Source organism: Micromonospora noduli (assembly GCF_003264365.1).
Taxonomy (GTDB): Bacteria; Actinomycetota; Actinomycetes; order Mycobacteriales; family Micromonosporaceae; genus Micromonospora; species Micromonospora noduli.
Genome location: NZ_PYAK01000004.1, coordinates 151,134 through 176,426, shown reverse-complemented (window position 1 = coordinate 176,426; position 25,293 = coordinate 151,134). Strand labels below are relative to the sequence as shown.

Sequence of the window (25,293 nt, the reverse complement as noted above, 5' to 3'; positions counted from 1 at the left end):
CCTCCCTGGGTAGGAGACGAAACCCGTCGAAGCCGCTCGGGAGTGCTGGCAGAATGGCCGGCCTGCCGACGGGACGGGGATCGACAATGACGACCAATGCGGACCGTGTCCAACCGAACGAGACCACGGTGCCGCTGCTGCACTGCGCGGCCCCGGAGGAGACCCTGGCGTTCTGGCGGGCCCTCGGGTTCGAGGTGGCCTTTGAGCAACTCAGGCCATACGTCTACCTGGCGTTCACCTGGAGTGGGTTCCAGTTGCACTACGGCCCGGCGCCCAAAGACCTGGACCCGGCGAAGGAGCATTCCGGCGGCTGCCTGGTGATGGTGGACGCGGTGGCGTCGTACCACGCCGTGTTCACCGAGGCGATGCGCCGCAGCTACGGCAAGGTGCTGGTCAAGGGTCTACCCCGGATGACCCGCTACCGTGCCGGGGCGTCCCGGTTCAGCATCGTCGACCCGTCGGGCAACACCATCGTCTTCATCCAGCGGGACGAGCCGAAGGACGTGGAGTACGGCGGGTCGAAGGAGCTCGACGGGCTGGCCCGGGTGCTCGACAACGCGCGGATCCTGCGCGAGTTCAAGATGGACGACCGGGCGGCCTATCGGGCGCTCGACTCGGGGATGCGCCGCCGCGCCGAGGACGCCCCGGTAATCGAGCAGGCGATGGCGCTGGCCGGCCTGATCGAGCTGGCCACCGCGTTGGACAAGGCCGACCGGGTGCCCGAGTGGGGCGCCCAACTCCAGGCGCTGTCGCTGCCCCCGGAACAGCGGACGCAGGTGGCGCAGTACGTCGCCGACGCCACCATCCTCGAACCGTGGTGGCCCGACCCGCGCTGACCCGGCCCCGCGTCTGGCCCGCCAAGATCCGCACAACTTCCGGGATGTAGGTGCCTCCGGGGCCGGTGAGGCAGCACTTTCCCTGTTCCTGTGCGGATCTTGGCCGAGCGGTTTTAGGCCGTACGGCTCATCGGGCTTGTGCCGCCGCGCTGTGGCGGAACAGCGCCGCCACGCCGGCGAGCATGACAAGTAGCAACCCGGTGAACCAGTTCATCGCCGTGCCGGCGGTGACGGCCTGGGTGGCGACGCCGATGCCGACGGACGGCAGGATCATCCCCAGGTAGCCGATGAGGAACAGCCCGGCCAGGGCCTCGCCGCGCTGCGCGGGTGCGGCCATCGCCGCGACGGCGCCGACGGCGGCCTTGAAGAGCACGCCGGCGCCGATGCCGGCGACCACCCCGCCGACCAGGAACACCGAGAGGCTGGCGGTGTGCATCCCCACCAGCAGGACGGGCACGCCGACGGCCTGGGCGAGCAGCCCCAGGCGCACCTTCGCCGGGGCGGCCAGCCGGCTGGTGAGGGTCTGCGCCACTGCCGCACCGCCGAACACGGCGAACACGATGGTGCCGGCCAGGGCCCGCGACGGGAGGTGCAGGGCACCCGCGACGAAACCGGGGGCGACCGAGGTGAACAGGCCGAACACGGCGAACGAGGCGAACCCGGCGGCCGCCGCGGCCAGGTAGCCGGCGCGGTCCCCGTGGTCGGCGCTGATCCGCTGCGGCCGGTAGGTGGGCTTGACCAGCCGCTCCTCGACGGTCTCCGGGGACAGGGCGACCGCCACGATGCTCACCGCCAGCAGGACGGCGAACACCAGGTACGGCGTACGTAGCGGCGCGTCGACGTACTGGGCGAGGACGCCCGCGACCAACGCGCCGACGCCCAGCCCGCCGATGTTGGCGGCGGTGGAGACCATCTCGAAGCGCTGACGGGACGAGCCGGGCCGGTGTGCGGCGTGCAACTCCTGGAGGTACGCGGTGGCGGTCGCGGTGATCAGGCCGATGCCCAGCCCGCTCACCAGCCGGGCGACCAGCAGCACCGGCAGGGACGGGTCACCCAGGAACAGGGCGGCGGCCACCAGCTCCAACGCCAACGCCGGAATGAGGATCTTCTTGCGGCCGACCCAGTCCGAGACGTGACCGGCGAGCAGCAGGCTGATCACCACGCCCACCGCGTAGACCGCGAACACGATCGTGCCCATGAACGTGGAGAAGCCGTCCCGCGCCATGTAGAGCGGGTAGAGCGGGGCCGGCACGGTGCAGAACGCCATCGCGGTCAGGAACGCCAGGGCGATCGCCCAGAAGCCACGGCCGTGCCGGCGCGACGAGCCGTCGCCGCGGTCGGACGTGGTGGGTCGGGGTGTCAGGGTCGACAAGGACATGACCCCACTGTTGCCCCACCCAAGCATCAGGTCCAACGAAAGTTGATGTTCGCGACGATCGCGATCGGTGATACTTGGTGGTGTGGAGCTCCGCCAACTTGAGTACTTCGTCGCCGTGGCCGAGGAACAGAACTTCACTCGCGCCGCCGCCCGCCTGCACGTCGTCCAGTCCGCCGTCTCCGCCGCGGTCAAGACCCTCGAACGCGAACTGGGCGCGTCACTGCTGGACCGCAACTCCAAGCGCGTACGCCTCACCGACGCCGGTGCCGCGCTGCTGCCGCGCGCCCGGATCGCCCTCGACGCGGCCCGCGACGCCCGCGACGCGGTCGCCGAGGTGCACGGCGGCCTGCGTGGCACCCTGCGCATCGGCACGATGACCTCGATTAGACTCCTGCACCTGCCGGCCCTGCTCGGCGAGTTCCACCGCCGGCACCCCGGAGTGCTGCTGCACACCAGCGTCGCCCCGCACGGCTCCCAGGGGCTCATCGACGCCCTCGCGGAACGCCGGCTCGACCTCGCGTTCGTCTCGCTGCCCGGCACGCCTCCGGCGGAGATCCACCTCACCGATCTGGCCAGCTCGGTTCTCGACCTCGTCGTCCCGGACGACCACCCGCTGGCGACCCGCGAGGCGGTCACCCTCGCCGACATCGCCGGGTTGGACTTCATCGACTCCCCGGTCGGCTACGGCAACCGGGCCGTGACCGACCGGGCGTTCGCGGCCGCCGGCCTGTCCCGGCGCGTCACGATCGAGATCCCCGACATCGCCACCGGCGCCGAACACGTGCGGCACGGGCTCGGCATCGCGCTGCTGCCCCGCTTCGCCGTCGCCGACGACCACGGGGTGCGCCTGCTGAGCGTCGCCGGCGTCGACCTGAACTGGACGGCGTCCCTTGCCACCCCGGTGGACCGCCCGGTCGGGGCCGCCGCCCGTGCGCTGATCAGCCTGACCGCCGAGTTTCTGCCCTGACGGGCCGCGGGTCCGCTTCGCCCCTATGCCACCGGTGCCCACACGTCCGCTCGTTCCACGGAACGGCACGAAATTACCGCTTTAGGGTAAGTAAGTCGAACGCGCCTAGCTGCTCCGATAGCTTTCGAAGGAGAGGAAAACTCGTATTCCTCCCTTCGGGTGCATAAGGAGTCAGTGATGAAGCGCAGTGTGGCGCTCGCGGCAGCCCTCCTGGCAGGTCTGACCAGCATCGGATCGATCCCCGGGGCCGCCTTCGCCGATGGCGGCGGCCCCGGGTACCACGACGACCGCAAGGGGGGTGATCACCACCACGGCGACGAGGGCGCGGTCTTCGTCCAGACCAACAAGGCCGAGGGCAACACCATCAAGGTGTACGACCGCGACGAGGACGGCCGCCTCACCAAGGCGGGCGAGTACGAGACCGGCGGGCTGGGCGGCTTCACCATCGGCGCGCCGCTCGACGCGCTGGCCTCGCAGGGCTCCCTCACGTACCACCGCGGACTGCTGTTCGCGGTGAACGCCGGCAGCAACACCGTGACGGTCTTCCGCGTCGAGGGCACCAAGCTGCACAAACTCCAGGTCATCTGGTCCGGGGGTCTGCTGCCGGTCAGCGTCGCGGCCCGTGGCGACCTCGTCTACGTCCTCAACGCCGGCGGCGAGGGCTCGGTGCAGGGCTTCGAGCTGCACAAGGGGCGCCTGTCGCGGATCGAGGACGCCAACCGGTCGCTCGGGCTGCACAACGGCAACCCGCCCGCGTTCGGAACCGCCCCGGCCCAGGTCAAGATCGACCCGGACAGCGAGTTCGTCCTGGTGTCGACCAAGGCCGCCAACGTGATGTTCAGCTACGAGATCGGTCGCAACGGCAAGCTGTCCCGCAACCCCGTCATCAGCGACGCGGGGAACACCCCGTTCGGCTTCACCTTCGACACCGATGACTCGCTGCTGGTCACCGAGTCGGGTGCGAACGCGGTCAGCCGGTTCGAGCTGGAGGACGACGGCGCGCTCGACCAGGTCGGACCGTCGGTGCCGAACGGACAGCAGGCGCCATGCTGGATCCAGCGCGTCGGCGACTACTTCTTCGTCGCCAACGCCGGCAGCTCCACCATCAGCTCATACCGGGTCGACGACGACGGCAAGCTCGAACTCGTCAAGAACGTCGCCGCCGACACCAACGGCGGGTCGATCGACATGACCACCAGTGACGGCTTCCTGTACGTGCAGAACGCCACCGCCGGCAACGTGCAGGGCTACAAGGTGCACGAGGACGGCTCCCTGAATCTCGTCACCACAGTGGAGGGTCTGCCGAAGTTCGCCGACGGCATCGGCATGGAGGGCATCGCCGCCTCCTGAGCGCACCACCCGCTGGCCCCGGTCGTTCATCGACCGGGGCCAGCTCCCGCCGGTTTCTAGACGGCATCCGCTGAGTCCGGCCGCGTTCGCTCGCCCCATCGGACGACCGCCGGGGCGGCGAGCCCGACCGCGACGAAGATGCCACCCATCAGCAGCCAGCCGGGGGCACCCCAGGCGATGCAGAGCAGGCCCAGGAGGGAAGGGGCGGCGACGTTGGCCAGGCCCGTGCCAAGGCCGGAGATCCCCATGTACTGCCCCTGCGCGTGCGCGGGAGCGAGCCGGAACTGCAACTCGAGTGAGCCCGCCGCGTGCCACAACTCGCCGACGGTGTGCGAGGCGACCCCCAGCGTGAGCACCGTGACGGCGACCCATCCGGGCATTGCCGACGTGGTGGCGATCAGGGCCATTCCGATCAGGAACGCCAGCCCGGAGCGGCGCATCGCCCGACCTGCCGCTGAACTGGTGTCGCCCCCCCGGCTCGCTCTGACCTGCAGCGTCGCCACGAGTGCGGTGTTGACCAGCACGGCCACCCCGACGAACCAGCGTGGCGCGTCGGTCTCCGAGATGATCCACACCGGCAGCGCGAAGACCAGTACCTGGCCCTGTATTCCCAGGATGGCGTCGAGCACTGTGACTGTCAGAAACGGCCTGTCCCTCAGTGCGATCCAACGCCCGGTCAACTGGGGCGCTGGGACGGGCGGCAGCGAGGGCAGTCGAGTGATGATGGCGGCGCATGCCACGAAGCTGACGGCGTTGCCGACGACCAGGGCCAGATAGGCCGCGCGGGTGTCCAGTTGCACCGCTGCGCCGGCGGCGAGGGCGCCGCAACATCCCGCGAGGTTGGCGATCGACCGCAGATAGGCCCGGTACTGGCCAAGGTTGGCGCCGCCGAAGCCACGCACCAGCGGACCGCGAGATGCCCCGCCGGCTGAGTGCGCGAGCTGGGTCAGGCAGACCAGGACGACAAACGGCCAGAACGTGTGCACGAAGGCCAGAGCGGCCATGGTGGCGGCTCGGATGACCAGGGTCAGCAGATAGATCTCGCGCGGGCCCCGACGATCGGCGAGATGCCCCACCGGAACTCCGGCGAGCATCCCGACGAGCGCCGCGATGCCCACCCCCAGAGCGACCTGCGCAAGGGGAAGACCGACGGATCGGGTGAAGAAGAGCACGGCGGTGGCCATGAAGATGCCACTTCCGAGCATGTTGACGAAGGTCGCGACGGCCAGGACGCGCCGAGGGCCGTGATCGGGGATGAGTCCTCGGGCAACGAGCCACGAGGTGTCGCGCGGAGGAATGGGAACGGGCGTTGTCGCTGTCTGCACAGTGACGAACCTTCCGGCCGAGATGCCGGAGAGTCCGGCGTCACGAAGCTCGGACCAGCGCGCCGAATCCGATCCGATTGACGCTCAGGTCGCCGAGCGTCCAGGTACCCGCGGATTCCGCACCGATCATGTTGGTCGGGCATTGGGCGAACTTAGCCACCGCCGCTGACCTGCGCAGTCGGGCGTCTGCCCGATACCGATCGGGAAGGATCACTGTTAGGTTATCTATCGTGGGAAGCGCTTTGCCGGCAGCGCCGTGACAGCCCGCAGTTCATTCGGGGCCTGAGCGCATTCGCGTCCCGCACCTGACGACAGGCCGTCCCGAGACGAAGCCTTGACCGAGTCCTGGCCGACAAGGCGTACACAGCGCGAGCGAATCGGGCCCACCCGCGGCGGCGTCAACCGGCTCGACCGCAGCGCGCTAGGAGGCCAACCGTTCGCGCGCGGTGCGCGTCGGTCGGGGGAGTTCGGCGCTGCCGTCCGACGTGTTGATCTCCGACCAGACGGCGTCGAGGGAGAGGCCGAGGACGTCGGCGATCGCCGCGATGGTCGGAAACGCGGGGGTGGCTATCCGGCCGGACTCGATCTTTCGAAGGGTCTCCGGCGAGACGCCCGCGTCCAACGCGGTGAGGAGCATCGAACGCTCTCCACGGGCTCGACGCAGGAGGGCACCGAGGCGCTGTCCGCGTTCGAGCTCTGCGGGAGTGAGCGGCAACCTGACCATGCTCCGATTCTAGTACCGGGATAATATGGCCGGGATACTTATTGGTCGTCCGAGGAAGGCGCTGCATGATCGAGATCCTGAGCCCCACCGACGTGCTGCGAGCGAAGGGCGCCGGCGCGCTGGTCGCCGGCATCCTGCAGACGCTGAAGAGCCGCTGCGTGGTCGGCACCAACCTCCTGGACATCGACCGGTGGGCGCAGGCCATGATCACCGAGGCCGGGGCGCAGTCCTGCTACGTCGACTATGAGCCGTCCTTCGGGCGCGGGCCGTTCGGCCACTACATCTGCACGTCGGTGAATGACGCCGTGCTGCACGGATTGCCGTACGACTACCCGCTCGCCGACGGCGACCTGCTCTCGCTCGACCTCGCCGTCTCCCAGGGTGGAGTCGTCGCGGACTCGGCGATCAGCTTCATCGTTGGCGACGTGCGGCCCCCGGAGAGCGTCGCGCTGATCGAGGCGACCGAGCGCGCCTTGCAGGCGGGGATCGCCGCCGCCGGCCCCGGCGTCCCCATCGGTGACATCTCCCACGCGATCGGCTCGGTCCTCAAGGCGGCGGGATACTCGGTCAACACGGAGTTCGGCGGCCACGGCGTCGGATCGACGATGCACCAGGACCCGCACGTCTCCAACACGGGGCGCCCCGGTCGCGGCTACCGGCTACGCCCGGGGCTGCTGCTGGCGCTGGAGCCGTGGGTGATGGCGGACACCGCCACGCTCGTCACCGATGCCGATGGCTGGACCCTCCGTAGCGCGACGGGCTGCCGGACGGCGCACAGCGAGCACACCATCGCCATCACCGACGACGGTGCGGACGTGCTCACCCTGCCGACGCCCTGACCCGTACGCGACGATCGACGCCCGCACCGGTCAGCCGAAGACGGGCCGCCCACGATGGACGATTAACCGGCGGCCGAAGGGGCACGTCCCTCCGTGGCACCCTGCCGGATCGCGTTCAGAATGAACCGATCGGTCATATTTTCCGTGATGACGGTCAGGGTCACCCACCAGAGTCACGGAGGCACGATGTCAACGGTTCGAACTGGTCCGGTCATCGGACTGCTCGTGCAGATCGTCCTGCTGGCGGTGCTGGCGGAGACAGTCGGTCTGGGCGCGGCGGGCTGGGTGGCGGGGCTGGCGTACGGGGTGGCCCTGTGCGCCCTGCTCAGCCGGGGAATGTCCCGCTCGGGCGCGGGTGCGCTCAGCCCGGCCGACCGGGTGACCCTGAGCCGGGCGATCCTCGTCGGCGGCGTGACGGCCCTGGCCGCCGACTCGTTCGGCCGGTCGGCGCCGATCACGGTGATGGTCGTCCTCACCAGCGTGGCGTTGGCCCTCGACGCCGTGGACGGGTACACGGCCCGCCGCACCGGGACCACCAGCGAGCTCGGCGCGCGCTTCGACATGGAGATCGACTCCTTCCTGGTCCTGGTGCTCTGCCTGCACGTGGCCCCCGCGGTGGGTGGCTGGGTGCTCGTGATCGGCGCGATGCGTTACCTCTTCGGCGCCGCGACCTGGGTGTTGGAGTGGATGCGGGGATCCGCGCCGCCGCGTTACTGGAGCAAGGTCGTCGCCGCGATCCAGGGCGTGGTGTTGACGGTGGCGATGGCCGACGTGCTGCCCCCGCCGCTGACGACAGTGGTGCTGGTGGCGTCGGTGGCGCTGCTGGTCGAGTCGTTCGGGCGTGACGTCGCCTGGCTCTGGACGACCCGGCGCCTCCGCCACGCAGTCATCCACGACGCCCAGGGTGCGATGGTTCAGCCGGTCAGCTCGCAGAGCCACGGCGCCCCAGGCGCCGGAGCGGGGCTGGCCGAGCTGATCCCGAGCACTACCGATGGGCTGCCGTGGTCGGACCGTCCCACTGTCGCCGTGGCCCGACGCGGGATCGCCCGCGTCTGAGCCGCCCGGATGCCGCTCCCAGCAAAGATCATGGAAGGATGCCCGGGTTGTCGCTCTTGACGCGCGTACGTCAGTTGCCGAGCCAGGGACGGAGGGCGATGAGGGGCGAAGCCTCGGGCGGGACCGCTGACGGCACCGACGTCGAGGATCGGCCGAAACGCTCCATCGCCGCCCGGCTGACGACCGTGCTGGCCGCGCTGCTTGTGCTGCTCGTCCTCACCGTGCCGTACGACTTCGGCCGGCTCAGCCCGGCGGCGTTCGCGCGGATCCCCCTGGAGGCGCTGCTGGTCGTGGCCCTCCTGCTCGCCCTGCCGTCTCGTGGCAGCCGACTGGTCGCGACGCTGGCCGGCGTGGCCCTCGGCCTGCTCGGCCTGTTGAAGCTGCTCGACCTGGGGTTCACCGCCTCGCTGAGCCGGGCGTTCGACCCGGTGCTCGACTGGGCGCTCCTCGACGAGGGGTTCGCCTTCCTCAGCGAGTCGTACGGTCGACCCGCCGCCATCGGCGTCGCCATCACCCTGGCGGTGGTGTTCGTGGGCCTGCCCACACTGGTCACGCTGTCGATGCGGCGGCTGCGGCGACTGGTGGTCCGGCACCGCACCGGGACCACCCGGATCGTGGCCGCGCTGGTGGTCGTCTGGGTGGCCTGCGCCGCGTTCAACGTGCGGGTGGTCGAGGGCGTGCCGGTCGCCGACACGTCCGCGACCACCCTGGCCAACGGTCACGGCTTCCAGGTGCGCCTGCGCCTCGACGACCGCGAGACGTTCGGCGCGTTGATTGAGGCCGACAGGTTCGGCGACACCCCGGGTGACCAGCTACTGACCGCGCTGCGCGGCAAGAACGTGGTCGTCGCCTTCGTGGAGAGCTACGGCCGGGATGCCGTCGAGGACCCGGAGTTCGCGCCGCAGGTCGGCGCGGTCCTCGACCGCGGCACCAGCGAGCTGGGCGCGGCGGGTTTCGCCGCGCAGAGCGGCTTCCTCACCTCGCCGACTTTCGGTGGCGGCAGTTGGCTCGCGCACGACACGTTGCTCTCCGGCCTCTGGATCGACAACGACCAGCGGCACCGCACCCTGCTGGCCAGTGACCGGATGACCCTCAACGGCGCCTTCCGACGGGCGAACTGGCAGACCGTCGGCGTGATGCCAGCCGTCACCAGGGCATGGCCGGAGGGTTCCTTCTTCGGCTACGACCGGTTCTACGACGCCAAGGCTCTCGCGTACCGTGGCCCGAAGTTCAGCTTCGGCACCCCGCCCGACCAGTACACCCTGGCCAGCTGGCAGCGCCTGGAGCAGGCGAAGCGCGACGGCAACGTGATGACCGAGCTGGCGCTGGTGTCGAGTCACGCGCCCTGGACGCCCGTCCCGCCGCTGCTCGACTGGGCCGACGTCGGCGACGGCGCGGTCTACCGTGGGGCTGGCGCGCGCAGGTCGGACGACAAGCGCCGCAACACCGCCCAGATCCGGGCGGACTACCGAAAGTCCATCGAGTACACCCTCGGCTCGCTCATCTCCTACGTGCGGACCTACGGAGACGACGACCTCGTGTTCATCGTCCTCGGTGACCACCAACCCGCCGCGGTCGTCACCGGCGAGAACGCCAGCCACGACGTGCCGATCTCGATCATCACCCGTGATCGGGCCGTGTTGGACCGGATCTCCGGGTGGGGCTGGCAGGACGGGCTGAAGCCCGGGCCGCAGGCGCCGGTCTGGCGGATGGACGCCTTCCGGGACCGGTTCCTGACCGCCTTCGGACCGTAACCCGGCCACCTCTCTCACGGACTGGACACCAGACAGATGACGGCTACCACCGACACCAGGATCGCCGCGCTCCGGAACGACCCGGCCCTGTCCCTGCTGCACCGGTCGCTGGACGTCTACTACGGCGATCCCGAACGGGACGCGAGGATGGACGCCTTCTACTCCCGCTTCGTCGGGAGTGGGGACCTCGTCTTCGACATCGGCTCCCACGTGGGCGACCACATCGCCAGCTTCCGTCGCCTCGGTGCCCGGGTCGTCGCTGTGGAACCGCAGCCGCTGTGTCTGCGCGTCCTGCGGGCGATCTACGCCGACGACGACCAGGTGACTGTTGTCGACGCAGCGTGCGGCGCACTCCCTGGGCGCACCCGGTTGCACGTCAACTCCGCCAACCCCACCGTCTCGACCGCCTCACCGGACTTCGTCCGCGCCGCGAAGGGCGCGGGCGGGTGGGAGGGCGAGGTGTGGGACACCGACATCGAGGTCCCGGTGGTCACCGTCGACGCGCTGATCGAGACGTACGGCGTGCCGACCTTCACCAAGATTGACGTTGAGGGTTTCGAGGACGAGGTGCTGGCCGGCCTGAGCCGCCCACTGCCCGCGTTGTCGTTCGAGTTCACCACCATCGCGCGTGCGGTCGCCGACCGGTGCCTCGATCGCCTGACCGCGCTGGGCTTCGACGGCTTCGACGTCGCGGTGGGCGACGACAAGTCGATGACGTTCCGGCGTTGGATGCCCGCGACCGACCTGGCCACGCACCTGCACGAACTGCCGCACGCCGCGAACTCCGGCGACGTGTACTGCGTGTCCGGGAGCCAGGCGGCCCCCACCGAGAGCTGACCGGAGCACGCGTCACCGCTTCGGTCCACCGTGAACGGCATCGGGCCCGACGATCAGATGATCGGCCGCTGGCGGTGGGACGGACCAGCGCGGGATGATCGACGTTCGTCTCGACGCCGAGCCGAGCCACGCGATCGCGGGGAAGAGGGTGCCGGTGACCCCGACACAGCTGCGCGCGTACGTCGCCGTGGTCCGGCTGGGCTCGGTCAAACAGGCCGCCGCGGAGCTTCAGGTCTCCGAGTCGGCGGTGTCGCTGCACATCGCCCAGCTGCGCAAGGAGTTCGGCGACAAGCTCTTCGCCCGGACGGCGGCGGGCCTCGCGTTCACCCCGGGTGGGCTGCGGCTGGCCAGTCGCGCGGCGGAACTGCTGGGCCTGCAGGACCGCACCATGCTGGAGGTCAGCGCCGCGACGCGCGGCCGACGGATGCTGCGGGTCGCCGCGTCGAGCCTGTTCGCCGAGTTCGCCGCGCCGGGGCTGATCGAACTCTTCGCGAAGCGGGCCGCCGACCTCGACGTCGAGTTGAGCGTGCGCAACCCGGGGTCGTTTGAGTCGCTGTTGTTGACCCGCGCCGTGGACATCGCGATCGGGCCGCAACCCTCGGTCGTCGACAGCGCCATCGGCTGCCGGCCGGTGATGAACTACCGGCTCGTGATCGCCGTCGGTCCGGAGCACCCACTGGCTGGCCTGGCGGCGTCCCCAGGGCAGTTGCGGGAGCAGACCTGGCTGCTCGGGCCGTCGGCCGCCACCGAGTGGGGCGCGGTCCCGGCGCTGCTGCGCCGGCTGGCCGTGCCGGACGAGCGGCAGCAGATTTTCCAGAGCCACGCGGCCGCGCTGGGGGAGGCCAAGCGGGGCAGGGGGGTGGCACCGGCCCTCGCGTTCACCGTCGCGCCCGACATCCGTCAGGGCCAGCTCGGGCAGGTGGTGGGGCCGCACGCGACGATGGAAGCGGTGTGGCATGCGCAGGTGCTCGCCACCCCCGGTTCGATGTCGGCCGCCGAGGAGCTGTCGCGCTTCTCATCGACGCCCAGGGCGATTCAGGCGATGATGCGCGGCGCGGGCGTCAGCGTCGGCCATTTCCGGCCGTCGGTGCACGTGACGCTCTGGAGCTGACGGGCGACGACCAGCAGGTCCTGGAAGGTACCGGCCGGCAGCATCCGGTCGCAGTAGGGGAGTGCAGCGGCCATCCCGCCGACCCGGGGGGCAAAGCCGGGAGCGCCGGCGCGGGGATTCAACCAGACGATCCGGTACGCGCGCCGGCTCAGCCGGGCCATCACCGTCGCCAGAGCGGCGGGCGGATCGCTGTCCCAACCGTCCGACCCGATCACCACCACCGCCCCGCGTACGGCCTCCGCGTGGTGGGAGGTGAGCAGGGCACGCAGGTTCGTGGCGATCCGGGTGCCCCCGTACCGGTCGGTCACGGCGGCGCTGGCCTGCGCGACCGCCTCGGCCGCCGAGGTGTGCCGGAGCAGCACTGTGAGCCGGGTCAGCGTCGTGGCGAACGCGAACACCTCCGCGTCGGCGACCACCGCGAACGCCCGCATCAGATGCAGGTACGCGGTCGCCTGCGCCCGCATCGACTCGCTGACGTCGCAGAGCAGCACGACCCGGCGTGGCCGTCGTACCGGGCGCGCGCGGACGACCTCGACGGGTTCCCAGCCGGTACGCCGGGCCCGGGCGATGGTGGCCCGCAACGCGATCCGGGCACCGGACGAGCCGATGCTGTGCCGCCGGGTGCGTCGGGTCGGCCAGCCGGCGACGGCCGCGCGCAGGGCGTCGCCGAGTTGCGTGACCTGTGCGGCGTCGAGTTCGTCGAACGGACGGTCGGCGAGCCCGGTGTGGGCGCTCGGGCGTCGCTCGGGCAGTCGCAGCACTGTGTCGCGCTCGGGTGTCTCGGCGACCGCCGGCGGCACTGTCGCCCACGGCAGGCCGCCGCCCGGCCCCGCGTCGTCGGTGTCGGCCGGCACCCGGACGTACACGTCGTCGGGGCCGCCGGTCGGGGGCGCGGACCGCTGCGATCGGGGCAACGGCGGCGGGTCCGCGAAGACCGCCGCGAAGACCCGGTCGAACGCGGGGACGTCGGTGTGCCGTCGCACCAGGCTGATCCGGGCGGCCCAGTAGAGCGACGACATCGAGTCGGGCGGGCTGGCGGCGAGCGCCCGGACGAAGTCGTCGACGCTGGTCAGCCCGGTCGGAACGCCGGCTCGGCGCAGCCGGCTGGCGAGGGCCACCGCGAACGCGGCCCGGTCCACGCCGCGCAGCACGCCCGGGCTCACCGGCGCGCGACCAGCCAGGCGATCACCGCGCCGACCGCGACCAGACCGACGAGCACCGGTACGAGGCGCTTGGTGACCGACCCGCCGGCGATGCTGAGCAGGTCGAGCGCCTCCGGCTCGGCGGTCGGCGCGACACGTACGGCATCGCCCGACGGCCTGACGACCGACGGCCCGGCGGCCGACGGCGCGACCGGTGGCGGCGAACCTGGCCGTGACGAGACCGGCGACGGTCCGACGACCGACGGTGCGACCGGTGACGGCTCGACGGGTGAGGGTGCCACGGCGGCGGTGCTGGGGGTGGTCGCGACCGCCGTGGCGGACGCGGCCGGGGTTGGCTCGGGCGGCGCGGCGGACGTGGCCGTCACGGGTTCGGCGTTCGGATGCGGGGCCGGCGGTTCGGCGGCGAGCTTGGCCTCCAGGTTGGCGACGAACTGGGCCAGCAGTTTGCCCGACACCTCCTTGATCATGCCGCTGCCGAACTGGGCCAGCCTGCCGGAGATCTTCAGATCGGTGTCCACACTGACCAACGTCCGGTCGCCGTCCGGCCGCAGGTGCGCGGTGACCAGCGCGGACGCGGTACCGGCCGAGCGGGCGTCACGGCCCTTCGCGTCGATCACCCCGCGATACGCGGCGTCGTCCTTCTCGACGAACCGGGCGGTGCCCGCGAACTCCGAGACGACCGGCCCGACCTTGACCCGCACCCGGCCCTGGTAGACGTCGCCGTCGACGTCGGTCAGTTGGGCGCCCGGCAGGCACGGCGCGAGCCCCTCCAGGTCGGTGAGCACCGCCCAGGCCTGTTCGATCGGGACGGTGACCGCGAACTCGTTGGTGATCTTCATGGCGGACTCTCCTGGTAGGCGCCGAGCGCGGCGGCGACCACGGCGCGGTCGTCGGGGGTCTTGGCGATGGTGCCGATGGTCTGCGCGACACCGTCGGCGGCCAGGTCGGTGACGCCCAGCACGGACAGCGCGCCGACCCAGTCGATGGTTTCCGCCATCCCGGGCGCCTTCTCCAACTCCCGGTGGCGTACGCCGCCGATGAACTGCACGGCCGTCTGGATCAGCGGCCCGGTCGCGCCCGGTACGGCTCGGCGGACGATCTCCACGGCGCGGGCCGGTTCGGGGAAGTCGATCCAGTGGTACAGGCAGCGGCGGCGCAGCGCGTCGTGCAACTCCCGGCTGCGGTTGGAGGTGAGCACCACGACGGGTGGGGTGCGGGCGGTGAAGGTGCCGAGTTCGGGGATCGTGATGCCGGCCTCGCCGAGGAACTCGAACAGCAGCGCCTCGAACTCGTCGTCGGCCCGGTCGATCTCGTCGATCAGCAGCACCGGCGGGACCGGCCCACTGTGGCGTACGGCCCGCAGGATCGGCCGTTCCTGGAGGTACTCGGCGCTGAACAGGTCCGCGTCGGTGAGCCGGGTGTGGTGCGCCTCGGCGAGCCGGATCGCCAGCAGTTGCCGCTGGTAGTTCCACTCGTAGAGCGCCTCGCCCGCGGTGAGCCCCTCATAGCACTGCAACCGGATCAGCGGTGTCTCCAGCGCGCGGGCCAACGCCTTCGCGGCGGCGGTCTTGCCGACCCCCGGCTCGCCCTCCAGCAGCAGGGGCCGGCCGAGGCGCAAGGCCAGGAACAGGGCCATCGCCATGCCGTCGTCGACCAGGTAGTCGACGGCGTCGAGGCGGTGCCGGACGGCTTGGGCGTCCTTCATGCCTCGCCCGCCAGCAGGCGCTCGTAGTCGGCTCGGGTGTCCACGTCGATCGGCACCGGCCCGTCGACGGTCACCTCGGTCACCGGGTGGCGTCCGGAGTGCAGGAGCTTCCAGACGGCCTTGTCGCCGTGCAGGTCGTACAACTCGGGCAGGACCTCCCGGCCGAAGCGGAAGGGGTGGCCCAAGCCGTCCGCGTACCGGCACACGGCCAGCGGGGTGCCCGCCGCGGCGACCCGGCGGACGTCCGCGGCGCGGACGCCGGGCTGGTCGCCGAGGAGCAGCACGAGCGCGTCGGCGCGCGGGTCCACCGCACGCGCGGCGGTGCGCACCGACGACCCGCAGCCGGTGCTGAACGCCGGGTTCTGCACGACCTGGCAGCCGGTCAGGTCCACCCGGTCGCGGATGTCGCCCGCCGCGCCGCCCACTGTGACGAGCAACTGGTCGAAGCCGCACGAGCGGGCCAGGTCGACTGTGGCGTCGAGCAGCGTCCGCCCCCGGTACGGGAGCAGTTGCTTGGGCTCACCGAGCCGCACCGACGCTCCCGCGGCGAGCACCACGCCGGTCAGGAACACGTGTCACGCCGCCGTGTAGCTCGCGAGGCAACCGGCGCAGCAGAACCAGAAGTCCTGCCCGTCGACGCGCGCCTGTGGCGTCTCCGCCCCGACCAGCACTGTCATCCCGCACACCGGGTCGACGGCCTGCTGCGGTCGGGCAGCCGGCGCGCCGGCGGACGGGGCCAACCCGTCCACCCGGATGGCCCGGACCACCTCGCCCATGATCGCCAGGGCGATCTCCGCTGGCGTACGCGCGCCGATCTCCAGCCCGGCCGGAGTGTGGACGCGGGCGCGTTCCGCGTCGGTGAGCCCCAGCTCGTCGAGCAGGACCCCGCCGCGTTTGCCGCTGGCGACCACCGCGATGAACCCGACGCCGGCGTCGAGCGCTGCCCGGATCGCCTCCGGCTCGCCCTTTCCCAACCCGGCCACCACCACGGCGGTGCAGCCGGTGCTGTCGTCGGCGGCGACGACGTCGAAGTCGAGGAACGCGGCCAGGGTCGCCACGGCGGCGCTGATCGGGGTGTCACCGACCACGCGCACCGCCGGCGCCGGCAGCATCGGTCGGAGGAAGACCTCGATCGCCCCGCCGGAGTGGCACGGGTTCACCACCACCCGCGCCCCCGGCGACTCGGGGAACGGGGGCGCGCCCTCCGGCAGCACCCGCAGCAGCAGGGCGGTGCCGTCGCGCAGGGTGTCGAGGGCGGCGGCCCGTACCGAACTTTCCGCGCAGACCCCGCCCACGAAGCCCTCGATCGAGCCGTCGGACCGGATCACCGCGGCGTCGCCCGGCCGGGCCGACGTCGGATCCTGCGCGCGGACCACTGTGGCGTGGACGAACGGCTCCCGGGTGTCGGTCAGCTCCCGGGCGCGTTCGGCGATGGTGGTCATCCTCGGCTCCTCAGATCGGCGGCCGGGCCTGGCCGCGCATCGCGTCCCAGACCCGCGACGGCGTCAGCGGCATGTCGGCGTGGCGGACGCCGAAGGGCTTCAGGGCGTCGATGACCGCGTTGACGATCGCGGGCGGCGACCCCACTGTGGCGGACTCGCCCACGCCCTTCGCGCCGATCGGGTGGTGCGGCGACGGCGTGACGGTGAAGCCGGTCTCCCAGTCGGGCACTTCGAGGGACGTCGGGATCAGGTAGTCCATCAGGGACGCGCCCAGGCAGTTGCCGTCCTCGTCGAACGCGATCATCTCCATCAGCGCCATGCCGACCCCGTCGGTCAACCCGCCGTGCACCTGCCCCTCGATGATCATCGGGTTGATCCGGGTGCCGCAGTCGTCGACAGCGATGAACCGTCGTACCGTCACCTGCGCCGTGCCGGGGTCGATGTCCACCACGCAGATGTACGCGCCGTGTGGATAGGTGAGGTTCGACGGGTTGTAGCAGATCTGCGCCTCCAGGCCACCCTCGATGCCCTCGGGCAGGTCGCCCGCGCCGTGCGCGCGCAGAGCGATGTCCTGGATCGTGACGGACCGGCCCGGGTCACCGGCGACGTGGAACGCGCCCCTCTCCCACTCCAGGTCGGCGACCGACACCTCGAGCATCCCGGAGGCGATGATCCGGGCCTTGTCGCGGACCTTCCGGGCCACCAGGGCCGCCGCCGCGCCCGAGACGGGTGTCGAGCGGCTGCCGTACGTGCCGAGGCCGAACGGGGTGTTGTCGGTGTCGCCGTGCAGCACCTCGATGTCCGCCGGGGGGATCCCGATCTCCTCGGCGACGATCTGCGCGAACGTCGTCTCGTGCCCCTGGCCCTGCGACTGGACGCTGAGGCGTACCACTGCCTTCCCGGTCGGGTGGACGCGCAGCTCGCAGCCGTCGGCCATGCCCAGCCCGAGAATGTCCATGTCCTTGCGCGGCCCGGCGCCGACGGCCTCGGTGAAGAAGGCGATGCCGATGCCCATCAGCTCGCCCCGGGCCCGCTTCTCGGCCTGCTCGCGGCGCAACTCGTCGTAGCCGGCCATCTCCATCGCGAGCCGCATCGTCGGCTCGTAGTTGCCCGAGTCGTACACCCAGCCGGTCTTCGTCGTGTACGGGAACTGCTCCGGCTGGATGAAGTTCTTCAACCGCAGCTCGGCCGGGTCCATGCCGAGTTCGTCGGCGAGGCAGTCGACGATCCGCTCGACCAGGTAGACCGCCTCGGTGATCCGGAACGAGCAGGCGTACGCGACACCGCCGGGCGCCTTGTTGGTGTAGACCGCTGTCATCTTGCAGTACGCGGCCTCGATGTCGTAGCTGCCGGTGAAGACCCCGAAGAAACCGGCCGGGTACTTCACCGGGGCGGCGGTGCCGTTGAACGCGCCGTGGTCGGCCAGCACGTTGGTGCGGATGCCGAGGATCCGGCCGTCGCGGGTCGCGGCGATCTCCCCGCGCATGATGTAGTCGCGGGCGAAACCGGTGCTGATCAGGTTCTCCGAGCGGTCCTCCATCCACTTCACCGGCTTGCCGGTGACGATCGAGGCGACGATCGCGCAGACGTACCCGGGATAGATCGGCACCTTGTTGCCGAACCCGCCGCCGATGTCCGGCGAGATCACCTGGATCTTGTGCTCGGGTAGGCCCGCCACGATGGCGTAGAGGGTGCGGTGCGCGTGCGGGGCCTGGGTGGTCGACCAGAGTCGCAGCTTGCCGTCGACAGCGTCGTAGTCGGCGACCGCCCCGCACGTCTCCATCGGCGCCGGGTGCACCCGGGGGTAGACGAGATCCTGGCTGACCACGACGTCGGCGCGGGCGAAGACCGCCTCGGTGGCCGCCTCGTCGCCGGTCTCCCAGTCGAAGCAGTGGTTGTTCGTCTTGCCGTCCAGATCGTCGCGGATCAGCGGTGCGTCCGACTCCAACGCCCGGCGTGCGTCGATCACCGGGTCGAGCACGTCGTACTCGACGTCGATCAGCTCCAGCGCGTCACGCGCCGCGTACCGGTCCTCGGCGACGACGAACGCCACCTCCTGGCCCTGGAAACGCACCTTGTCGGTGGCGAGCACGGCCTGCACGTCGTTGGAGAGCGTCGGCATCCAGGCCAGGTTCTGCTGCGCCAGCATCGCCCCGGTCACCACCGCCTTCACCCCGGGCGACGCCTCGGCGGCGCTGGTGTCGATGCTGACGATCCGGGCGTGCGCCACCGGCGACCGGAGGATCGCGAGGTGCAGCATGCCGGGCAGTTGGACGTCATCGACGTACCGGCCACGACCACGCAGAAAGCGTGGATCCTCCTTGCGCAGCATCCGGCCGTACCCGACGGGCTTCTGGTCGTTGTCGTGGAACGTGTCCACGCGCTCGTGCACAGTGGTCATGCGACGGCCTCCGCGGGCTGGCCGGCGTTGTCGATCTCGCCGGCCTCGGACGATTCGGTGGTCTCGGTGACCTGGGCCGCAGCCTGCGCCTCCGCCACGGCGGCCCAGCGGACCGAGCGCACGATGGTGGCGTAACCCGTGCACCGGCAGATCTGACCCGAGATCGCCTCCCGGATCTCCGTCTCGCTCGGGTCGGGGTTGCGGTCGAGCAGCGCCCGCGCGGTCATCATCATCCCCGGGGTGCAGAAACCGCACTGCAGACCGTGGCACTGCATGAACCCCTGCTGGACCGGGTCCAGCTCGGCGCCCTTGGCGAGGCCCTCGACGGTACGCACCTGGTGGCCGCCGGCCATCGCCGCGAGCACCGTGCACGACTTCACCGGCTCGCCGTCGAGCCAGACCACGCAGGTGCCACAGTTGCTGGTGTCGCAGCCCCAGTGCGTGCCGGTCAAACCCAGCACGTCGCGCAGGAAGTGCACCAGCAGCAGCCGGGCCTCGATCTCCCGGGTGACCTCGACGTCGTTGACGGTCATGGTGACCTGCATGCTCAGCTCCTCGCCCGTTCGACGGCCCGGCGCAGGGTCCGCCGGGTCAGCTCGGCGGCCAGATGCCGCTTGTAGTCCGCGCTGCCGCGCTGGTCGGTCACCGGGTCGCAGCTGTCCGCCGCGATCGCCCCGGCCTGCTCGTAGAGGCTCTCCGAGGGTTCCTGCCCGCGCAGCGCCGCCGAGATCGCCGGGATGCCGGTGGTGTTCGGGCCGACCGCCGCGAGCCCGACCCGGGCGTCGACGATCGCGCCGCCGTCGAGCCACACCGCCGCGCCCGCCGACACCACGGCCCAGTCGCCGGCCCGGCGCTCGACCTTGGCGTACGCGCTGCCACAGCCGGGCCGTACCGGTAGCCGGATCTCGACCAGGATCTCGTCGTCCGCGACGGCCGTCTCGTACGGCCCGACGTGGAAGTCCTCCATCGACACGACCCGCTCCGCGCCGCCCGGACCACGGATCACGCACCGCGCGTCCAGCGTCGTGCAGACCGCCGACAGGTCCTCGGACGGGTCGGCCTGGCACAGCGAGCCGCCCAGCGTGCCCCGGTTGCGCACCACCGGGTCGGCGATCACCCGCTCGGCGTCGGCGAAGATCGGGAACGCCGCCGCCAGCACGGGGGATTCGAGGAGTTCCCGATGCCGGGTCAGCGCACCGATGCGGACCTCGTCCGGGCCCGCCTCGACGTAGCCCAACTCGCCGTGCAGGTCGTTGATGTCGATCAGATAGTCGAAGTTGGCCAGCCGGAGCTTCATCATCGGCAACAGGCTGTGCCCGCCGGCGATCAGGCGGGCTGTCCCGCCCAGCCGCTCCAGCAGGCTGATCGCATGGTCCACACTGGTGGCTCGCTCGTACTCGAACGGTGCCGGCACCTGCATGTCGCACCTCCGCAGTCCGGCAAAATCTCTGCCCGGCGGTGGCCAAAGTCAACGGCGACCTAAGCAACTGCTTAGGTCGCCGTTGACGCTGCCGCCGGGGCTCGCGGATCGTGCGGCCATGCGGGACATCGTCGACGGACTGGCCGGCTGGCGCGTCGCGGGCGTCGCGTTCGCCGTCGCGACCGTCGCGCGGACCTGGCAGTCCGCGCCTCGGCAACCTGGCGCGGCGATGGCCGTCTCGGCGCACGGAGACGTGGTGGGCAGCATCTCGGGCGGCTGCGTCGAGGGCGCCGTCTACGAACTCTGCCGGACCGCGATCCAGACCGGCGCGGCGCACACCCAGACCTTCGGCGTCAGCGACGACGACGCGTTGGACGTCGGGCTGACCTGCGGTGGCACCATCCAGGTCCTGGTGCAACCGAGCGTCGCGATGACCGAGTTCGATCAGGTCCTCGCCGCGATCCGCGACGGCCGTCCGGTCGCCACCGCATCGGTCGAGAACGCCCAACTGGTGATCTGGCCCGATCGGGTCGCGGGCAGCCTCGGCGCACCCGACCTGGACGACGCGGCGGCCCGGCAGGCGACCGGGATGCTCGCCCTCGGCGTCACCGGCACGATCCACCTGGGCCGGCAGGGGCAGCAGCGCGGCGACGAGGTGGCCGTGTTCGTCCAGTCGTACGTGCCACCACCTCGGATGATCATCTTCGGTGCGATCGACTTCGCCGCCGCGATGGCCCGGATCGGTAAGTTCCTCGGCTACCACGTCACGGTCTGCGACGCCCGCCCGGTGTTCGCCACCCGTGTGCGTTTCCCGGACGTCGACGACCTCGTCGTCCGCTGGCCGCACGCGTACCTGGAGTCCACTGCCGTCGACGACCGCACGGTGCTCTGCGTCCTGACCCACGACCCCAAGTTCGACGTGCCGCTGCTCCAGGTCGCCTTCGCCACACCCGCCCGTTACATCGGCGCGATGGGCAGCCGGCGCGCCCACGACGATCGGATGCGCCGGCTGCGCGAGGCGGGTGTACCGGAGAGCGCGCTGGCCCGACTCTGCTCACCCATCGGGCTGGACCTGGGCGCGCGGACACCGGAGGAGACGGCCGTGGCGATCGCCGCCGAGATCACCGCCCAGACCTGGGGCGGCTCGGGTCGCCCGCTCAGCGACCTGGCGACCCCGATCCACCACAGCTGACCGAGGGCCAATTCGTCGGCACAGCCCGCTCCCGTCGATCATGGAAATGTGGTGCCAAAATTCGCACTGTAAAAGCTTCTTTGTCACCCACCACAACTGCCTGATCGTTGAGGCAGGGCAGGTTGACGACGTTTGAAGCTAGATCATGCGCAGGACAAGGGCGGTGGAGACCGCCAGCTCACGATCGAGCACCTCGTCTCGAGGAATGAACACCATCGCTTGCCCCTCGCCGACCATCACGTCCTCCTGACGAGCCGTGGTGGTGCCACGGAACACGTGGACAGTCACGGTGTGCGGAAAATCCGCTTCGTACCGGCGCGGTCCGCTCCACAGCGGGTGCAGCTCACCCACGGTCAGACCAGTTTCCTCCAGCAGTTCGCGGCGGGCCGCCTCCTCCGGTGACTCGCCGGGCTCAATGTGGCCACCCGGCAGGCTCCACTGGCCCGGCGAGACGACCGCATCCTCGTCGCGGTGCTGTAGCAGCACCGCGCCCGACGAATCGACAAGCAGTACGAGGGCGACGCCATAGGTGGCCATGACGAGACCGTGCCACCTTGCCGCGAGCATGTCGACGACGGTCCCTCACACGCACCGGATCGCGTACCCTCCGCGGATGGACCTCGACGATCTTCCGCTTGCTGAGTTCGCCTTTCCGGGGCCACTGCGGGACAAACTCGTGGGCGCGATCCTGTCCGGGGCGAAGACCTCGACGACCGGCCTGCTGGCCGGGTACGAGTGCGCGAACGAGCCGCTGCCCGAGGTGGGTCAACTGTCCGCCGTGGTCGACTCCGCCGGCCGCCGGGTCGCGGCCATCGAGCTGACCGACGTACGGGTGGTCCGGCTCGCCGAGGTCGACCTGCCACACGCCCTGGCCGAGGGGGAGGGCGACGAGTCGGTGGCGCAGTGGCGTGCGGGGCACGAGGCGTTCTGGCACAGTGCCGAGGTGCGCGCCGAGCTGGGCGACCCGGACTTCACCGTGGACGACGACACCCTGGTGGTGACCGAACGCTTCCGACTGGTGCACGTCGTCTGAGCAGCTCTGCCCACTGTGGACTTGTGAGCGCCGGGCCACGGGGCAGCGCAAGGTCACCTATGCTCGGCGCGTGATCCCCCCGGCACTAGAGATCCGTGGCCTGGTCAAGACCTTCGCGGCGCATCGCGCGGTGGACGGCATCGATCTGACCGTGCACCCCGGCACCTTCCACGGCATCGTCGGGCCCAACGGCGCCGGCAAGTCCACCACCATCGGGATGGCCGTCGGCCTGGTCACCCCGGACTCCGGGCAGATCCGGATCCTCGGCCACGACGCGCTGCGCGAGCGCGGCCTCACCCGCGCGCTGACCGGCGTGCTGCCCGACGGCCTCGACTTCCCGGAACGCCTCACCGGTGCCGAACTGCTGCGCTACAGCGCCGGCCTGCGCGGGCTACCCCGGGCCACAGCCGCCGACCGTGCCGCCGAACTGATCGACGTGCTCGGCCTGACCAAGGGCGCCGGCACCCCGCTGGCCGACTGCTCCACCGGCACCCGCAAGAAGCTCGGCCTCGCCCAGGCGCTGCTGCACGCGCCCCGGCTGCTCGTGCTCGACGAACCCTTCGAGGCGGTCGACCCGGTCTCCGCGGCCACCATCCGCCAGGTGCTGCGCCGGTTCGTGGCCGGCGGCGGCACCTGCGTGCTGTCCACCCACTCGATGCTGCTCGTCGAGCAGATGTGCGACGAGGTCACCGTGATCCATCAGGGTCAGGTGGTCGCCGCCGGGTCGGTCGCCGAGGTCGCCGCCGGCAGCAGCCTGGAGGACCGGTTCGTCGAGTTGGTCGGCGCCGAAGCCTCCGGCAGCGCCGGTCTGGACTGGCTGACCGGGGCACGATGAGCACGCAACTGACCGCCCCCGGCCAGCTGGGCGGCGCTCTCGGCGCTATCACGGTGCCGGCCCGGATGCGTGCGACGATGCTGCGTCGCTCGCTGCGCGAGCATCCCGGACCCACGGTGGCCGGCCTGGTCGGTCTGCTCGCCGCCGCCTGGTTGATCCGGTACGCGCATCGCGGCGACCAGCACACCCTTGGCCTGCTGGCCGGGGCGTGGGTTCTCGGCTGGATCGTGTTGCCGCTGCTGCTCGGCGGCGGGCGCGGCCGGGTCCTCCCGGCCCACCTGCGGTTGGAGCCGATCGGCGGCGTCTCGGCCGCGATCGGCCTGCTCGCCGCGTCGGCGATCGGTATCGGCCCGGCCGTGTCGCTGATGGCACTCGCCGCGCTGCCGGTGCACGCCGCCCGGTACGGCACCGTCGCGGTCCTCGTCACCGCCGGCGGCGCGGTGCTGCTCTGGTTGCTCGGGCTGATCGGCTCGGCCATCGCGCTGGAGGTCGTCGGCCACGCCGGCGGTCCGGCCGGGGCGCTGCTCACTGGCGTATTCACCGGCACGGCGATGGGTGTCGCCGGGTCGCTCTGGGCGGTCTTCCCGTGGGTGTCGGTACTGCTCGTGGCAGCGCCGGAGGAGGTGGTCCGGGCCATGGCGTACGTGCCGAGCGCCTGGCCGGTCTCCGCCGTGACCGGGCCAACCGGGCAAGGGGTGCGCCTGATGGCGACCCTGGTGGGCATCGTGGCGCTCTGCGCCGCCGCGTACATCATGCTCGTCCGAAGGGTGATCGCCGCCGGCGCGCCGTTCCGGCCGCGCCGGACCACGGCGGCGTCACCGGCCACGACTGAGCGCGAGTGGCTGGGGTGGGTGCCGGCGGCGACGCGGGCGGTCGTCGGCCGTGAGCTGCGGGCCTGGATGCGGCATCCGTTGCGGTTGCAGTATCTGGCGTTCGCTGTGGTGTACGGAGCGTTGCTCGCCGGGCTGCCGCTGCTGTCCGACGTGGACCTGCTGCTGCCGTGGGCGGGACCGCTGGCAGTGCTCGGCGCGGCGGCGATGTCCGCTGGGCTGGTCGGGCTGGACGGCACCGCGTTGTGGCTGCCGCTCACCACGCCCGGCGGCGAACGGGCCGAGGTCCGAGGTCGGGCCCTGGCGTGGTTGGTGCTGGTCACCCCGATCGGGCTGCTGCTCACCGTCGCGGGCATCCTCCTCGCGCCCGACGTCGACCCGCTGGCCGCGCTCTGCACCCTGCCGGCCCTGCTCGGTGCGGGCGCGTCGGTGCCGGTGTGGGTGTCGCTGCTGCGCGTACGCCCGGTAGCCGACCCGCGGCATCCGACAGCGGCTGACAACCCGACCGACATCGTCAGCGTGCTGGTCGCCACCGCGGCTGGACTGCTCGCTGCGGCGCCGGTGCTCGCCCTGATGATCTGGGGTCCGCCGGGGGCGGCACTGTTATTGCCGCTGGTCGGGCTGCTCGGAGGCGCCGCAGTCTGGTGGGGTGGCGTGTGGCTGGCCGACGAGCGGTTCGCCCGGCGCGGCACGGCGGTGCTCGCCGCGGCCGGTCAGCGGAGCCGGCCCCCGGAGACGGTGCTCCCGCTGACCTGGGAAGCGCAGTGGTATCGGGAGAACAAGTCGACAGCGTGGGCGCTGGGGTTGCTGACGGTCGGGTGGATCCCGGTGATCCCGCAGGGGTTGATGCCGTTGGCGTTCGGAATCGACAGCGGGTGGATCGTGGCGGGTCACCTGAGCGGGAGCACGCACACGGCGGTGGGGTTGGCGATGGTCGGTCTGGGCGTCGCGATGCTGCTCACCGGCCTGGTGCTGTGGGATCGCCGACCGCAACCGGGCGGCAGTGCCCAACCCGCTCCCCCCGGCTGACCGTCCTCTGTATGGGGAATCGCCACGTCGATCGGTGGCAGTTCAGCAGGGCACCGCTCGGCGTGT

General features: G+C 71.3%; 24 protein-coding genes. 12 read left to right on the top strand and 12 right to left on the bottom strand.

Going from position 1 to position 25,293, the window contains the following annotated elements; genetic code table 11:
* Nucleotides 1-86: 86 nt before the first annotated feature.
* Nucleotides 87-836 (top strand): DUF8817 family protein, encoded by a 750-nt coding sequence (locus tag GUI43_RS05055; RefSeq protein WP_112698125.1) that lies wholly within the window; start codon nt 87-89, stop codon nt 834-836.
* Nucleotides 837-963: 127 nt separating this feature from the next.
* On the opposite strand, the gene GUI43_RS05050 is transcribed toward GUI43_RS05055, so the two are convergent.
* Nucleotides 964-2,214 carry an MFS transporter gene (locus tag GUI43_RS05050; protein ID WP_112589359.1) on the bottom strand — a complete coding sequence of 417 codons (1,251 nt, stop codon included), beginning with the start codon at nt 2,212-2,214 and terminating at the stop codon, nt 964-966.
* An 82-nt stretch (nt 2,215-2,296) separates the two neighbouring features.
* Between GUI43_RS05050 and GUI43_RS05045 the strand changes: the two genes are divergently transcribed.
* Complete coding sequence (locus GUI43_RS05045) at nt 2,297-3,181, top strand: LysR family transcriptional regulator (protein ID WP_112698124.1); 885 nt, start codon at nt 2,297-2,299, stop codon at nt 3,179-3,181.
* Between the two features lie 177 nt (nt 3,182-3,358).
* Nucleotides 3,359-4,531 (top strand): lactonase family protein, encoded by a 1,173-nt coding sequence (locus GUI43_RS05040; RefSeq protein ID WP_112589363.1) that lies wholly within the window; start codon nt 3,359-3,361, stop codon nt 4,529-4,531.
* Nucleotides 4,532-4,587: 56 nt separating this feature from the next.
* Here GUI43_RS05040 and GUI43_RS05035 read toward each other — a convergent pair whose 3' ends face one another.
* Together GUI43_RS05035 and GUI43_RS05030 are read right to left on the bottom strand one after the other, a co-directional pair.
* A complete protein-coding gene (locus GUI43_RS05035; protein WP_283016218.1) occupies nt 4,588-5,856 on the bottom strand; it encodes an MFS transporter in 1,269 nt (422 codons plus the stop codon).
* 421 nt (nt 5,857-6,277) lie between these two features.
* Nucleotides 6,278-6,580: a helix-turn-helix domain-containing protein gene (locus GUI43_RS05030; RefSeq protein WP_091399313.1), complete on the bottom strand. Its 303-nt coding sequence runs from the start codon at nt 6,578-6,580 to the stop codon at nt 6,278-6,280.
* A gap of 65 nt (nt 6,581-6,645) precedes the next feature.
* Here GUI43_RS05030 and map point away from each other — a divergent pair, with 65 nt between their 5' ends.
* The 5 genes from map to GUI43_RS05005 all read left to right on the top strand — a co-directional run bounded on the left by map (nt 6,646) and on the right by GUI43_RS05005 (nt 12,177).
* Nucleotides 6,646-7,419, top strand: a complete 774-nt coding sequence (gene map, locus GUI43_RS05025; protein ID WP_091399310.1) for a type I methionyl aminopeptidase — start codon at nt 6,646-6,648, stop codon at nt 7,417-7,419.
* A 186-nt stretch (nt 7,420-7,605) separates the two neighbouring features.
* Complete coding sequence (locus GUI43_RS05020; RefSeq protein WP_112589371.1) at nt 7,606-8,475, top strand: CDP-alcohol phosphatidyltransferase family protein; 870 nt, start codon at nt 7,606-7,608, stop codon at nt 8,473-8,475.
* A 98-nt stretch (nt 8,476-8,573) separates the two neighbouring features.
* Nucleotides 8,574-10,229 (top strand): sulfatase-like hydrolase/transferase, encoded by a 1,656-nt coding sequence (locus GUI43_RS05015; RefSeq protein ID WP_244220330.1) that lies wholly within the window; start codon nt 8,574-8,576, stop codon nt 10,227-10,229.
* Nucleotides 10,230-10,265: 36 nt separating this feature from the next.
* Nucleotides 10,266-11,066, top strand: coding sequence for an FkbM family methyltransferase (locus tag GUI43_RS05010; protein WP_112698122.1), 801 nt, complete (start codon nt 10,266-10,268; stop codon nt 11,064-11,066).
* Nucleotides 11,067-11,160: 94 nt separating this feature from the next.
* Nucleotides 11,161-12,177: a LysR family transcriptional regulator gene (locus GUI43_RS05005; RefSeq protein ID WP_249037651.1), complete on the top strand. Its 1,017-nt coding sequence runs from the start codon at nt 11,161-11,163 to the stop codon at nt 12,175-12,177.
* Here the strand turns inward: GUI43_RS05005 and GUI43_RS05000 are convergent.
* From GUI43_RS05000 to GUI43_RS04965, 8 genes are read right to left on the bottom strand one after another with little or no spacing between them, the layout of a single operon-like run.
* Nucleotides 12,102-13,340 (bottom strand): vWA domain-containing protein, encoded by a 1,239-nt coding sequence (locus tag GUI43_RS05000; protein WP_112698121.1) that lies wholly within the window; start codon nt 13,338-13,340, stop codon nt 12,102-12,104. The two genes, GUI43_RS05005 and GUI43_RS05000, sit on opposite strands and share 76 nt — an antisense overlap.
* Nucleotides 13,337-14,179 carry an SRPBCC family protein gene (locus GUI43_RS04995; protein WP_112698120.1) on the bottom strand — a complete coding sequence of 281 codons (843 nt, stop codon included), beginning with the start codon at nt 14,177-14,179 and terminating at the stop codon, nt 13,337-13,339. Before GUI43_RS04995 ends, GUI43_RS05000 begins: the two co-directional genes overlap by 4 nt.
* Entirely contained in the window at nt 14,176-15,045 is an 870-nt protein-coding gene (locus tag GUI43_RS04990) for an AAA family ATPase (protein WP_112589381.1), read from the bottom strand. Before GUI43_RS04990 ends, GUI43_RS04995 begins: the two co-directional genes overlap by 4 nt.
* Nucleotides 15,042-15,617, bottom strand: coding sequence for a nucleotidyltransferase family protein (locus GUI43_RS04985; protein WP_112698119.1), 576 nt, complete (start codon nt 15,615-15,617; stop codon nt 15,042-15,044). Before GUI43_RS04985 ends, GUI43_RS04990 begins: the two co-directional genes overlap by 4 nt.
* A gap of 3 nt (nt 15,618-15,620) precedes the next feature.
* Complete coding sequence (locus tag GUI43_RS04980; RefSeq protein ID WP_112698118.1) at nt 15,621-16,487, bottom strand: XdhC family protein; 867 nt, start codon at nt 16,485-16,487, stop codon at nt 15,621-15,623.
* Nucleotides 16,488-16,497: 10 nt separating this feature from the next.
* Nucleotides 16,498-18,888: an aerobic carbon-monoxide dehydrogenase large subunit gene (locus GUI43_RS04975; protein ID WP_112698117.1), complete on the bottom strand. Its 2,391-nt coding sequence runs from the start codon at nt 18,886-18,888 to the stop codon at nt 16,498-16,500.
* Nucleotides 18,885-19,433, bottom strand: a complete 549-nt coding sequence (locus GUI43_RS04970) for a (2Fe-2S)-binding protein (RefSeq protein ID WP_112698116.1) — start codon at nt 19,431-19,433, stop codon at nt 18,885-18,887. The genes GUI43_RS04975 and GUI43_RS04970 overlap by 4 nt, the downstream gene beginning before the upstream one ends.
* 2 nt (nt 19,434-19,435) lie before the next feature.
* Complete coding sequence (locus GUI43_RS04965) at nt 19,436-20,308, bottom strand: FAD binding domain-containing protein (RefSeq protein ID WP_112589391.1); 873 nt, start codon at nt 20,306-20,308, stop codon at nt 19,436-19,438.
* Nucleotides 20,309-20,426: 118 nt separating this feature from the next.
* Between GUI43_RS04965 and GUI43_RS04960 the strand changes: the two genes are divergently transcribed.
* A complete protein-coding gene (locus GUI43_RS04960) occupies nt 20,427-21,500 on the top strand; it encodes an XdhC family protein (protein ID WP_112698115.1) in 1,074 nt (357 codons plus the stop codon).
* A gap of 138 nt (nt 21,501-21,638) precedes the next feature.
* On the opposite strand, the gene GUI43_RS04955 is transcribed toward GUI43_RS04960, so the two are convergent.
* A complete protein-coding gene (locus GUI43_RS04955) occupies nt 21,639-22,037 on the bottom strand; it encodes an NUDIX hydrolase (protein WP_112698182.1) in 399 nt (132 codons plus the stop codon).
* Nucleotides 22,038-22,113: 76 nt separating this feature from the next.
* On the opposite strand from GUI43_RS04955, the gene GUI43_RS04950 reads away from it, so the two are divergent.
* From GUI43_RS04950 to GUI43_RS04940, 3 genes are all read left to right on the top strand, one after another.
* On the top strand, nt 22,114-22,533 hold the full coding sequence (locus GUI43_RS04950) for an ASCH domain-containing protein (protein ID WP_112698114.1): 420 nt from the start codon (nt 22,114-22,116) through the stop codon (nt 22,531-22,533).
* Between the two features lie 70 nt (nt 22,534-22,603).
* A complete protein-coding gene (locus tag GUI43_RS04945; RefSeq protein ID WP_112698113.1) occupies nt 22,604-23,368 on the top strand; it encodes an ABC transporter ATP-binding protein in 765 nt (254 codons plus the stop codon).
* A complete protein-coding gene (locus GUI43_RS04940; RefSeq protein WP_112698112.1) occupies nt 23,365-25,227 on the top strand; it encodes a hypothetical protein in 1,863 nt (620 codons plus the stop codon). The genes GUI43_RS04945 and GUI43_RS04940 overlap by 4 nt, the downstream gene beginning before the upstream one ends.
* The last annotated feature ends 66 nt before the right edge of the window (nt 25,228-25,293 follow it).

Coding starts and splice junctions, on each gene's coding strand:
- GUI43_RS05055 (WP_112698125.1), top strand. CDS start 87: ATGACGACCAATGCGGACCGTGTCCAACCGAACGAGACCACGGTGCCG.
- GUI43_RS05050 (WP_112589359.1), bottom strand. CDS start 2,214: ATGTCCTTGTCGACCCTGACACCCCGACCCACCACGTCCGACCGCGGC.
- GUI43_RS05040 (WP_112589363.1), top strand. CDS start 3,359: ATGAAGCGCAGTGTGGCGCTCGCGGCAGCCCTCCTGGCAGGTCTGACC.
- GUI43_RS05030 (WP_091399313.1), bottom strand. CDS start 6,580: ATGGTCAGGTTGCCGCTCACTCCCGCAGAGCTCGAACGCGGACAGCGC.
- map (WP_091399310.1), top strand. CDS start 6,646: ATGATCGAGATCCTGAGCCCCACCGACGTGCTGCGAGCGAAGGGCGCC.
- GUI43_RS05020 (WP_112589371.1), top strand. CDS start 7,606: ATGTCAACGGTTCGAACTGGTCCGGTCATCGGACTGCTCGTGCAGATC.
- GUI43_RS05015 (WP_244220330.1), top strand. CDS start 8,574: ATGAGGGGCGAAGCCTCGGGCGGGACCGCTGACGGCACCGACGTCGAG.
- GUI43_RS05010 (WP_112698122.1), top strand. CDS start 10,266: ATGACGGCTACCACCGACACCAGGATCGCCGCGCTCCGGAACGACCCG.
- GUI43_RS05005 (WP_249037651.1), top strand. CDS start 11,161: ATGATCGACGTTCGTCTCGACGCCGAGCCGAGCCACGCGATCGCGGGG.
- GUI43_RS04995 (WP_112698120.1), bottom strand. CDS start 14,179: ATGAAGATCACCAACGAGTTCGCGGTCACCGTCCCGATCGAACAGGCC.
- GUI43_RS04990 (WP_112589381.1), bottom strand. CDS start 15,045: ATGAAGGACGCCCAAGCCGTCCGGCACCGCCTCGACGCCGTCGACTAC.
- GUI43_RS04980 (WP_112698118.1), bottom strand. CDS start 16,487: ATGACCACCATCGCCGAACGCGCCCGGGAGCTGACCGACACCCGGGAG.
- GUI43_RS04975 (WP_112698117.1), bottom strand. CDS start 18,888: ATGACCACTGTGCACGAGCGCGTGGACACGTTCCACGACAACGACCAG.
- GUI43_RS04970 (WP_112698116.1), bottom strand. CDS start 19,433: ATGCAGGTCACCATGACCGTCAACGACGTCGAGGTCACCCGGGAGATC.
- GUI43_RS04965 (WP_112589391.1), bottom strand. CDS start 20,308: ATGCAGGTGCCGGCACCGTTCGAGTACGAGCGAGCCACCAGTGTGGAC.
- GUI43_RS04960 (WP_112698115.1), top strand. CDS start 20,427: ATGCGGGACATCGTCGACGGACTGGCCGGCTGGCGCGTCGCGGGCGTC.
- GUI43_RS04955 (WP_112698182.1), bottom strand. CDS start 22,037: ATGGCCACCTATGGCGTCGCCCTCGTACTGCTTGTCGATTCGTCGGGC.
- GUI43_RS04950 (WP_112698114.1), top strand. CDS start 22,114: ATGGACCTCGACGATCTTCCGCTTGCTGAGTTCGCCTTTCCGGGGCCA.
- GUI43_RS04940 (WP_112698112.1), top strand. CDS start 23,365: ATGAGCACGCAACTGACCGCCCCCGGCCAGCTGGGCGGCGCTCTCGGC.